General features: G+C 63.3%; 12 protein-coding genes. All 12 read right to left on the bottom strand.

Annotated features, from left to right (window positions below; genetic code table 11):
* Nucleotides 1–5: 5 nt before the first annotated feature.
* Nucleotides 6–968 (bottom strand): aspartate carbamoyltransferase catalytic subunit, encoded by a 963-nt coding sequence (locus RUH64_RS12655; protein WP_313813820.1) that lies wholly within the window; start codon nucleotides 966–968, stop codon nucleotides 6–8.
* The gene (gene pyrR, locus RUH64_RS12660; RefSeq protein ID WP_313813821.1) at nucleotides 965–1,534 is read right to left on the bottom strand and encodes a bifunctional pyr operon transcriptional regulator/uracil phosphoribosyltransferase PyrR; all 570 of its coding nucleotides are present in this window, start codon (nucleotides 1,532–1,534) and stop codon (nucleotides 965–967) included. Before pyrR ends, RUH64_RS12655 begins: the two co-directional genes overlap by 4 nt.
* A gap of 412 nt (nucleotides 1,535–1,946) precedes the next feature.
* Complete coding sequence (gene nusB, locus RUH64_RS12665; RefSeq protein WP_313813822.1) at nucleotides 1,947–2,357, bottom strand: transcription antitermination factor NusB; 411 nt, start codon at nucleotides 2,355–2,357, stop codon at nucleotides 1,947–1,949.
* Nucleotides 2,357–2,917 carry an elongation factor P gene (gene efp, locus RUH64_RS12670; protein ID WP_313813823.1) on the bottom strand — a complete coding sequence of 187 codons (561 nt, stop codon included), beginning with the start codon at nucleotides 2,915–2,917 and terminating at the stop codon, nucleotides 2,357–2,359. The genes nusB and efp overlap by 1 nt, the downstream gene beginning before the upstream one ends.
* Nucleotides 2,918–3,055: 138 nt before the next feature.
* Nucleotides 3,056–3,586, bottom strand: coding sequence for a tetratricopeptide repeat protein (locus RUH64_RS12675; protein WP_313813824.1), 531 nt, complete (start codon nucleotides 3,584–3,586; stop codon nucleotides 3,056–3,058).
* Nucleotides 3,587–3,588: 2 nt separating this feature from the next.
* On the bottom strand, nucleotides 3,589–4,680 hold the full coding sequence (gene aroB / locus RUH64_RS12680; RefSeq protein WP_313813825.1) for a 3-dehydroquinate synthase: 1,092 nt from the start codon (nucleotides 4,678–4,680) through the stop codon (nucleotides 3,589–3,591).
* 79 nt (nucleotides 4,681–4,759) lie between these two features.
* Nucleotides 4,760–5,248: a shikimate kinase gene (locus RUH64_RS12685; protein ID WP_313813826.1), complete on the bottom strand. Its 489-nt coding sequence runs from the start codon at nucleotides 5,246–5,248 to the stop codon at nucleotides 4,760–4,762.
* A gap of 26 nt (nucleotides 5,249–5,274) precedes the next feature.
* Entirely contained in the window at nucleotides 5,275–6,474 is a 1,200-nt protein-coding gene (gene aroC, locus RUH64_RS12690; RefSeq protein ID WP_313813827.1) for a chorismate synthase, read from the bottom strand.
* Between the two features lie 29 nt (nucleotides 6,475–6,503).
* Entirely contained in the window at nucleotides 6,504–7,340 is an 837-nt protein-coding gene (locus tag RUH64_RS12695; protein WP_313813829.1) for a shikimate dehydrogenase, read from the bottom strand.
* A gap of 48 nt (nucleotides 7,341–7,388) precedes the next feature.
* Nucleotides 7,389–8,798, bottom strand: a complete 1,410-nt coding sequence (gene mltG, locus RUH64_RS12700) for an endolytic transglycosylase MltG (protein ID WP_313813831.1) — start codon at nucleotides 8,796–8,798, stop codon at nucleotides 7,389–7,391.
* A 42-nt stretch (nucleotides 8,799–8,840) separates the two neighbouring features.
* Complete coding sequence (ruvX, locus tag RUH64_RS12705; RefSeq protein ID WP_313813833.1) at nucleotides 8,841–9,314, bottom strand: Holliday junction resolvase RuvX; 474 nt, start codon at nucleotides 9,312–9,314, stop codon at nucleotides 8,841–8,843.
* Nucleotides 9,307–10,934 (bottom strand): alanine--tRNA ligase-related protein (locus RUH64_RS12710; RefSeq protein ID WP_313813834.1); only part of this gene is annotated, 1,628 nt, incomplete at its 5' end. The genes RUH64_RS12710 and ruvX, both read right to left, overlap by 8 nt.

The raw sequence follows: 10,934 nt of genomic DNA on the forward strand, positions 1-10,934 counted from the left end.
TTTCCTTAGATCAGGTCGCCGGACAGGAGCATGTACAAGCTGGCCATTCGCACCGCCACGCCGTTGGTGACCTGGTCCAGCACGGTGGAGCGCGGTGAATCAGCGGCGGCCGAGGAGATCTCCAGGCCGCGGTTCATCGGGCCCGGATGCATGATCAGGGTTTCGGCGCCGGAGGCATCCAGCGCGTCCAAACGTCCGTCGTCAAGCCCCCAGTAGCGGGAGTATTCGCGAGGGTTCGGGAAGTAGGCGGCCTTCATGCGTTCGCCCTGGACACGCAGCATCATCAACGCGTCGACCCCGTCGGCGATGACCTCGTCCAGGTCGTAGCTGATCTTGCAGGGCCAGATGTCCGCGCCCACCGGCAGCAGGGTCGGAGGGGCCACCATGGTGACCTCCGCGCCTAGGGTGTTCAGCAGCCAGAGGTTTGAGCGGGCCACGCGGCTGTGCAGGATATCGCCGACGATGGCGACCTTCAGCCCGTCAAGACCTCGCCCCGTGGCGTCGCTGCCATCGCGCAGCGCCAGCTGGCGGCGCAGGGTGAAGGCGTCGAGCAGGGCCTGGGTTGGGTGCTCGTGGGTTCCGTCGCCGGCGTTGATGATCGGCAGGTCGATCCAGTCGGTGGCTGCCAGTCGCGCCGGCGCCCCGGAGTCCGGGTGGCGGATGACTACCGCGTCGGCGCCGATAGCCAGCAGGGTCTGGGCGGTGTCCTTCAGCGACTCGCCCTTGGACACCGAGGAGCCCTTGGCGGAGAAGTTGATGACGTCGGCACTCAGGCGCTTGGCGGCGGCTTCGAAAGAGATGCGGGTGCGGGTGGAGTCCTCGAAGAAGAGGTTCACCACGGTACGGCCGCGAAGGGCTGGAAGCTTCTTGACTGCGCGGGTGCCGGTTTCACGCATTTCGCCGGCGATATCCAGGATCTGGATCGCTTCTTCACGGCTCAGATCGGCGGTGGACAGGAGGTGTTTCATTCAGCTGCCTCGATTTTCACTTCGTTGATTCCGTCGATCTCTGCCACGTGCACGCGGACCTTTTCGCTCTTTGCGGTGGGCAGGTTCTTGCCCACATGGTCAGCGCGGATCGGCAGTTCGCGGTGCCCGCGGTCTACGAGGACCGCAAGCCGCACGATGCGTGGGCGTCCCCAGTCGGCCAGCGCGTCGAGGGCGGCGCGGATGGTTCGACCGGAGTATAGGACGTCGTCCACCAGGACAACTACCTTGCCGTCGATGCCGCCGGCAGGCAGCTTCGTGGGCTCGGGGGTGCGGGTGGTGGAGTGACGCAGATCGTCACGGTACATAGTGATATCGAGTTGTCCGACAAGAGCCGCCGGATCGATGGGGGTGTCGGCTGCGGCGGCAATGCGGGCCGCCAGGCGCTGCGCCAACGGGAAGCCTCGGCGAGGAATGCCTAGGAGAACAAGGTCTTCGACGCCCTTGTTGGCTTCAATAATTTCGAAGGCTATGCGAGTTAGTACACGTTCGATGTCGTCGCCGGTTAGCACCGTGCGGGCGTCATCTGGCACAGAATTTTCACTCATGCTGTGCACCTCTCCCTTCTCCGCCTCACTGGACGGGATTTAAAGGAATATTGCTACTTCAAATTATCACGCTGGCTGATGGTTTCCTAGCGAGAACCTATGCATGATCATGAATGATGCGTGTTTAAGCTCACCACGTGTTCATACTACCGCTGGGTATGGCTCGAACTTCCGCAAGGTTTCAGGGAAAACCCCTAGATGGCATACCAAAATACCCGCTTGTTGGGTTCCCCACATCCGCATCTGGCCTGCCTGATCGCTTCTCGATGCTAGGGAATTTGTAGGCAAATATGCGGGTTGCCGGTTGTATTTATGCATGCGCGACCCGGTGTCTTGCCGGTATTTTGGGCATGCAAAAGCCGCAGCCCAAAACCGCTGGGGTTTTGAACTGCGGCTCAGTCAAGAATCGAGGTTAGTCGACCAGGGTGTCCTTGACGCTCTGGATGCGGCCCAGAACGCCGTTGACGAATTCGGGTGATTCGTCGGTGGACAGCTCGCGAACGTTGATGACCGCCTCGGACACTGCAACAGCATCGGGCACATCGTCGTTGTAAAGCAATTCCCATACGCCGATGCGCAAGGCTGCACGGTCAACGGCCGGCATGCGGTCGATGGTCCAGTCCTTCACATAGCTTTCTAGGACCTCGTCGATGCGATCCAGGTGTGCCATCACGCCTTCGATGAGGGTCATCGAGTACTCGTTGAGCACGATGTCCGAATTTTCACGGCGTGCAATGGCAACGTTTACCGGATTGACATCGCGGGCCTCAGCCTCGAACAGGAACTCGAGGGCGCGACGACGGGCTTTGGCTCGTGCTCGCACTAGTTGACACGACCCAGGTAGTCGCCGGTGCGGGTGTCGACCTTGACCTTGGTGTTCTGCTCAACGAACAGCGGAACCTGGATTTCCTTGCCGGTTTCCAGGGTTGCTGGCTTGGTGCCGGCCGAGGAGCGGTCGCCCTGCAGGCCCGGCTCGGTGTAGGTGATCTCAAGAACGACGGATGCTGGCAGTTCCAGGTACAGTGGGCTGCCGTCGTGCATGGCGATGGTCAGTTCCTGGTTTTCCAGCATGTAGCCGGCGGCGTCGCCAACGGTTTCACCGGATACGGTGATCTGGTCGTAGTCGTCCAGGTTCATGAAGACGTAGTCTGCGCCGTCCTGGTAGAGGTACTGGTAATCGCGGCGGTCAACGGTTGCGGTCTCAATCTTGGTGCCGGCGTTGTAGGTCTTGTCGACGACCTTGCCGCTCATCACGTTGCGCATCTTGGTGCGAACGAATGCGCCGCCCTTGCCTGGCTTCACGTGCTGGAAGTCGATGATGGTCCACAGCTGGCCCTCGATCTTCAGGACCACGCCATTTTTAATGTCGGTTGTATCCGCCACGATTCCTCAATCCTCTATTTCGCCCGCACCAAGGCAGGCATTATCAAAAATCCATCTATCATTTTACCCTATCCGGCATGGTGAGCGGCAGGGGTCTGCAGGTGGCGCGCATTACGTGCGCCGGCTGCGAAGGCTGTGCTAGGCGTGAGCCCGTTCTTCGGCGATCTGCAGGCAGACGCTCGAGGCGTTGATCAGGTAGCCGTCGTCGTTCATTTCGATGCGCTGGTCCATGGCCTTGCGGAAGCGCGTGGCGGCCGCCTTGAAGTCACCCTTGGCGAAGAAGCTGAAGCCCAGGTGGTGGTGCATCAGCGGCTCGAACTCGGTGCCTGCGAACTCCTCTGCCAGCTTGCGAAGACGGTTGATCGCACGGTCGAAATTCCCCTGCATACGGGTCAGCTCGGTATCAAGCACGCGCAGGTAGGCGTTGGTTGGATCGGTGAAGCGCGACTCGGCGATCAACTCACCGGCCTGGGCAAGTTCGCCGCGGGCCAGGAGAATTGCCACCTGGTCGGTGGGCGAACCCACTTGCATCTGGTAGCTGGCGGCCGCGTCGTCGGCGATGTAGGGCTTGAGCGTGGTCGGGTCGATCAGCACGCCTGGAATGGAGGTGCCGACGCCTTCACGGTTGACCGAGGCGACGTCGATGGCATAGCCGGTGTAGTTGCTCATACTTATTCCCCGATCTCCTGGTAGGCCGCGAACAGCAGCGAATTATCCGGTACCTCATAGATGCGCGGCTTGCCGATTTCTTCCAGCACGACAAAGCGCAGCTGGCTGCCGCGTGACTTCTTGTCCCGCTTCATTCCATCCAGCAGGGCGGCCCAACGGTCGTTGCGGTAGCTGGTCGGCAGTCCCAGGGACTTGAGGATGCTCTGGTGGCGGTCGGCCAGTTCGTCGGAGGTGTAGCCCACCGAGCGGCCGAGTTCCGCCGCGAAGCTCAAACCGATGGATACGGCTGCGCCATGACGCATCTGGTAGCGCTCTGCCAGTTCGATGGCATGGGCCAGGGTATGGCCGTAGTTCAAGAATTCGCGTTCGCCGGATTCCTTCAGGTCCCGCGAGACCACGCCGACCTTCACCGCGATGGTGCGCTCCACTAGTTCGCGCAGGCGGTCGCTGGCTGGATCGATGGCGTCGGCGGGATCTTCCTCGATCAGTTCGAGGATGCGCTCATCGGCGATGAATCCGGTCTTGACGACCTCGGCCATGCCGTTGATCAGCTCGTTCTTGGGTAGGGTGGCCAAGGCATCCAGATCTGCGAGCACGGCTGCAGGCGGATGGAACGCTCCCACCAGGTTCTTGCCCTCGGCGGTGTTGATGCCGGTCTTACCGCCCACGGCGGCGTCGACCATTGCCAACAAAGAAGTCGGGATGTGGATGACCTTCACTCCGCGCAACCAGGTCGCGGCGACGAAGCCTGCAAGGTCGGTGACCGCTCCGCCGCCCACCGCGACGATGGCGTCGGTGCGGGTGAAATCGTTCTTTCCCAGCACCTCCCAGCAGAAGGATGCAACCTGAATGTGCTTGCCTTCTTCGGCATCAGGGATTTCGGCGGTCAGCGCTTCGAATCCGGCACCTGCCAGATCGTCGCGGACCAGATCACCGGTGGCGCGCAGTGCGCGGGGATGGATGACCAGAACCTTCTTGACGGTAGCCGAGAGCAACTGGGGAAGCTGGCCGAGCAGTCCATTACCTACCAAAACCGGGTAAGACTGATCCGGGGTGTTTCCAGTGACCTGAAGTGTGGTTGGTGCCAAGGGCATCAGATTGATTCCTCCTGATGGTGCTGATTTTTCCAGCGTAGCTGTGAGTTAGCCCAGAAACCTTATCTCGTGGCACTAATCACATTCGCGGCAGCTGAGTCAAGATTTCTTCGACAATTTGTAGAACAGTCTTATGGTCTACCGAAACACGCACGTCAGCTAGGGATTCGTAAATGCTCCGACGGGTGCGGTAGAGCGAGATCCAGGAAGTGAGGGCTGCGTCACCTGCCAGCAGTGGGCGGCTGTTATCACCCTTGAGGCGGGTCGCGGCGGTTTCCTCGCTCATTTCCAGATATACGACGGTGCCGGTGTTAAGCACCTGGCAGTTTGCTTCGCGCAGCACCGCCCCGCCCCCGGTGGCGATGACCCCCTGCGGCACTGTGGCCAGCGCCTGCTGTTCCAGGTCGCGGAAGCGCTGCTCGCCGTGCGCGGCGAAGATCGAGGCGATGGAGCCGTGCTCGGCAACGATCAGTGCGTCGGTGTCGAAAAAGTCGGTAGAAAGCACGGTGGCCAGTGACTTGCCCACGGTGGACTTGCCACTGGCCATCGGACCAATGAGATAGATCATTTAAGTAGTGTTCTTTCGGCCGGCTGTTAGACGCCGGTGGATTCCAGGCTGGCAGGAATATTAGCCAGGTAGGTTTCGATGTTCCGCTTGGTTTCGGCGACCGAGTCTCCGCCGAACTTCTCCAGCAGCGACTGGGCCAGCACCAGGGCGACCATGGCTTCTGCGACGACGCCGGCGGCCGGCACTGCACAGACATCCGAACGCTGGTGGTGCGCGGTGGTCTCTTCGCCGGTGGCGGTGTCGATGGTGCGCAGGGCACGTGGGACGGTGGCGATCGGCTTCATGGCGGCGCGTACGCGCAGCACCTCGCCGATGCTCATGCCGCCCTCGATGCCGCCGGCACGGTTCGAGGCGCGCTTGATGCCTCCGTCTTCTGCGTGCACGATCTCATCGTGGGCCGCCGATCCGCGGCGGGCGGCGGTGGCAAAGCCGTCGCCGACTTCCACGCCCTTGATCGCCTGGATGCCCATCAGGGCCGCTGCCAGCCGCGCGTCGAGGCGGCGGTCCCAATGGACGTAGGAGCCGATGCCCGGGGGCAGGTTGTAGGCGAGCACCTCGACGACGCCGCCCAGGGTCTCCCCCGCCTTGTGGGCGTCATCGACCTCGGCCACCATTGCGGCGGAGGTGTCTTTGTGGAAGCAGCGCAGTGGGTCGGCATCCAGTGCTTTGACGTCTGCCGCGGTGGGCAGCGGAGCATCGGCCGGTGCAGCGACGGCGCCGACGGCGGTGGTGTGCGAGACCAGGGTGATGCCCAGGTCGTTCAGGAAGCGCGAAGCCACCGCGCCCAGGGCAACGCGGGCGGCGGTTTCACGGGCGCTGGCGCGCTCGAGCACCGGGCGGGCGTCGTCGAATCCGTACTTCTGCATGCCGGTGAAGTCTGCATGGCCCGGACGCGGCCGGGTCAGAGGTGCATTGCGTGCCAGCGAGGCAAGCTCGTCGAGGTCCACCGGGTCCGCGTTCATCACACGTTCCCACTTGGGCCATTCGGTGTTGCCGATCTCAATGGCGATCGGACCGCCCTGGGTCTTGCCGTGGCGGACGCCACCGAGGAAGGTGACCTGGTCCTTTTCAAATTTCATTCGGGCGCCGCGGCCATAGCCCAGGCGGCGCCGTGACAGTGCATCGCGCACTGCTTCGCTATCCACCGAAACACCGGCGGGTAGTCCTTCAAGAATTCCAACGAGAGCCGGGCCATGTGATTCGCCCGCGGTCAACCAACGCAACATGTCCACCATTTTGCCATGACCTGCACGCATTAACCGTGTCGATGAAGCCCCAAAGAGGTGTACATCGCATTTGTGACGTTCTCACGGGTGGTTGCGTCGAAGTCGATTCCGGTGAAGAGCCGGGCCTGTTCGACCGCTTGATGCACCAACATGTGAAGCCCCGAAACCACCGGACCCTCCCAGGAAGCGGCCAGTGCCGAGGGCCATGGATCGTAGGCGACGTCGAGCAGCATGCCGGCACAGGGACCCAAGGCCTCGACCCAGGAATCTGCCGCGCGCGGCGGCAGGGTGGAGAAAACCAGTTCTGCGTCGGCCAAGGGGGCAGGCAGGTCGGCGAGCTGGTCGATCTGGACTACCCGCGTCCGCATTCCCAGCGTGTTGGCCAGCGCCTCGGCGCGCTTCGACCGTCCGGCGTCGCGCACAATCAGCTGAACCTCGGCGGCGCCGAGCATTGCACAGGCCTCGATGGCTGCCAACGCGGTGTTGCCCGAACCGAGGATCGTCGGCGCAGCGACCTTCCTCAAACCAAAATCGTTCAGCGCGTGCACCAGGCCGAGGATGTCGGTATTCTCGCCGTAGAGTCCGCCATCCTGCCGAACAACGATGGTGTTCAGCGCCCCCAGCCGCTGCACCCGCTCGGACACCCGATCCATCAGCGGGACGAACACGTCCTTGAGCGGCATGGTGACCGAGCAGCCGGCCCAGCCTCCCGTGCGCAGCAGCCGGGCCTGTTCGGAGGCCTGGCAAGGGTCCAGCTCGACGGCGCGGTAGTCGATATTTACGCCCAGCAGCTGGTAGGCGGCGCGGTGCAGCACCGGTGACTTCGAATGGGAGATGGGCTTGCCCAGCACTGCAGCCTGCAACATAGAATTTTGCTTTCTTTTGCGCACCCTAGGTGCGGGGTCCTGGATGTTTTACTTGCACACGTCGGCGTTCTGTTCGCACCAGGTGCGGAACTGAGCCTGATTTTTCTGGTGTTCGGCATAGGTGGAGGCGAACTTGGTTTCACCGGTCTGGGTGTTGACGGTGACCCAGTAGTAGTAGTTGTTCGACTCGGGGTTCACCGCCGCCTTGATCGCATCGCCGCTGGGCGAACCGATCGGGGTCGGCGGCAGCCCGGGATGCACATAGGTGTTGTACGCGTTGGCCTTGTCCCGGCGTTCGTCGGAGCTGAACTGCAAGGTGTAGCGTCCCAGCCCGTAGATCACCGAGGAGTCGACCTCGAGGCGGCCGCCGGTTTCCTTGTTGCTCGGGTGCAGCCGGTTTTCGATCGCACCGGCGACCGTCGCGTAGTCGTTCGGCGTAGCTTCCGCCTGCATGATCGAGGCGATCTTCAGTGCGCGGTAGCCCTTGGACAGGTCCTTCTGCCCGGCGTCCTGCAGCGACTTCTTGGTGGCGTCGACAAGGGTCTTAAGTACGTCCTGGGCGCTGGAATCCAGTGCAAAGCGGTATTCGCCCGGATGCAGCCAGCCTTCAAGGTTCTTCACTTCGGCGGGCAGTCCGAACTTCTTGGGATCATTGGCCAGCTTGGTCAGCTCGTCGATCTTGAGCCCCGAACCGTCGGCGATCTCCTGCAGCGCGGCGGGCAGGCGCAGGTTGGACTTGAGCGCGACGTAGAACACCTTGTCAGGGCGGTTGTTGATGAGTTCGTCCGCTGCGTCGGCCGCCGGCATCTGCTGGCGCAGCAGGTAGGTGCCCGGATGGATGACCTTGCTGGATGCCGTGGAATCTTCCACCGCCTGAGAGAAGAGCTTGTCATCGGCGACGATATCTGCGTCCTCGAGCTTGCGGGAGATGACCTTCACGCCCCACCCGTCCTCGACGGTGAACTCCACGGTGGCCCCGCCCGGGCCCGCGTAGTCATCGGGATTGAACTGCTTGACCAGCGACTGCACGGTGAAGATCGAACCGCCGACTACCAGTGCAAAAATCAGCACCACTGCAACCATGACCAAATTGCGTTTGCGCTTGGACCGCTTGCGGTGCTGCTTCAGGTGCGAAGCCTGCTCGGCGTCGGCCTCATGCTCATGCTCGTATTCGAGCGGCGCAAATGCATCATGCTCCGGGTGCGGTTCAGACTGCTCATGGTCCGCAGATTCAACCTGCGGGAGGAACTGGGTCTGCGGCTGGGCATCGGCCGCCGGTTCTGCGGGCGATGCCGCCGGATCGTGAGCGGCGTCCTGCCCGTCTAGATGGTAGTACCCGAGACCTGAAAGTTCGGGCGATGAAGCCTTGGCGACAGGGTTCTGCTGCCGCGCTGCGAAGCGGTCGTAGAGTGCTTTGCGCCTAGCGCGCTGCTGATCTGCGCGTTCTTCATCTCGCATTAACTCTCATTTCTCGGGTACTTCCGGCGGTGCATCAGTGCGTTACTTCAGCACCACTCGTTGAGCCTGGACGCGCACATTGTTGCGGCGCATTTCCAGGACCTGCTGCAGGATTTCGGTTGCGGCGACCTGGTCGACCACCTGTCGGTGGTCCTGCATCTTCTTGCCCGAAGCGTGCAGTGCGCGATGCGCATGCACCGTGCTCAGCCGCTCGTCGACCAGAAAGATCTCCACCTCGACACCGGCGTCTGCCGCTTCCTCCGCCAGGGCGATCGCGTAGTCGCGGGCCATCCTCGTGGAATCGGTGGAATTGCCGGCAAGGGATTTAGGCTCGCCAATATACACCTCTTGAACTCCCCGGTCACCGATCATGCGCAGCAGCATGCGGCGATCCGAGTTCTTCTTGGCATCGCGGCGCAGCGTCATCACTGGGGTGGCGAGTATGCCTGAGGGGTCGGACACGGCGACGCCGACGCGGGCCAGGCCCACGTCGACGCCGAAGGCGATGTTAGGCATTGGCCAGCGCCGCGCGGATTGCGGCTAGGGCTTCGTCGATGCGCGATGCATCCTGGCCGCCGCCCTGGGCCATGTCGTCCTTGCCGCCGCCGCCGCCGCCGAGCACGCCGGTGGCGGTGCGCACCAGGGCGCCGGCCTTGAAGCCGTTGGTGCGGGCCTGATCGTTGGTCACCGCGAGCACCAGCGGACGTCCGCCGGCCACGCCGATGAGCACGACGACTGCCGCGTCGGAGCCGAGCTTGCCACGCAGGTCAAGTGCCATGGTGCGCAGGGCGTCGGCGGAATCTACCACGCCGGCGTTGTGCGCCAGCAGGCGGGTTGCGCCAATGGTCTCGACCTTTTCCAGCAGGGCTGCTGACTGCGCAAGCATTGCTGCGCTCTTCAGTTCCGCAATCTGCTTCTCCGCGGCCTTGAGCTTGGCGACGGTGTCGTTCACGCGCTCGGAGACCTGGGAGGAAGGAACACGGAACAGGCCCGAAAGCTCGGAGACCAGTGCGCGCTCGGCGGCGCCGTGGCGGAAGGCCTCCATACCGACCAGCGCCTCGACGCGACGGTTGCCCGAACCCACGGAAGCTTCGGAGAGCAGGGTCAATTGTCCGATGCGGGCGGTGGAATCCACGTGGGTGCCGCCGCACAGTTCGCGCGACCAGGCGCCGTTCATCTCCACCACGCGTACGTCGTTGGAGTACTTCTCGCCGAACAGGCTCATCGCGCCCAGCTTCTTCGCCTCGGCCAGGGCCATCTCATTGGTGATGACCTGGTGGTTGGCGGCGATGGCCAGGTTGACTACCTCTTCAACTTCGCTGCGGGCGGCCGGCGAGAGCGCCTCGGCCCAGGAGAAGTCGAAGCGCAGGTAGCCAGCCTTGTTGAAGGAGCCTGCCTGGGTGGCGGTGTCGCCGAGCAGCTCGCGCAGTGCGGCGTGGACCAGGTGGGTGGCGGAGTGGGCCTGCTCGCCGGAGTGGCGGCGCACCGCGTCGACCTGGGTGCGGACCTGTGCCTCGGCGGGCAGTTCACCCTCGCGCACGATGACCTTGTGCACGTTCAGGCCCTTGACCGGAGCCTGTACGTCGGTGACCTCCAGCAGGAAGCCGTCGCCGGTGATCAAGCCGACGTCGCCTGCCTGGCCGCCGGACTCGGCGTAGAACGGGGTCTCCTCGAGCACCAGGTCGATCTCCTGGCCCTGCTCCGCGAACGGCACCACGGCGCCGTCGCGGATGATGCCGCGGATCTTCGACTCGCCGACAAGCGTGTCGTAGCCGGTGAAGTGCACATTGCCGGACTCGGCCAACTTGGTGTACAGCGACAGGTCGGCGTGGCCGGACTTCTTGGCCTTGGCGTCCTTCTGGGCGCGGGTGCGCTGTTCGTTCATGAGTTCGCGGAAGCGGGACTCGTCGACGCTCAGCCCGGCTTCCGCGGCGATCTCAAGGGTGAGGTCGATCGGGAAACCGTAGGTGTCGTGCAGGGTGAAGGCGTCGTCGCCGGAGAGGTTCTGGCCCTGGCCCTTGGCCTGGGTTAGTGCTTCTTCCAGGCGGGTGGTGCCCGAGGCGATGGTGCGGCGGAAGGCCCGCTCCTCGGCGTAGGCGATGCGGGCGATGCGCTCGAAGTCGGCTTCCACCTGCG

Source organism: Glutamicibacter sp. (genome assembly GCF_032154645.1).
Lineage (GTDB): Bacteria > Actinomycetota > Actinomycetes > Actinomycetales > Micrococcaceae > Glutamicibacter.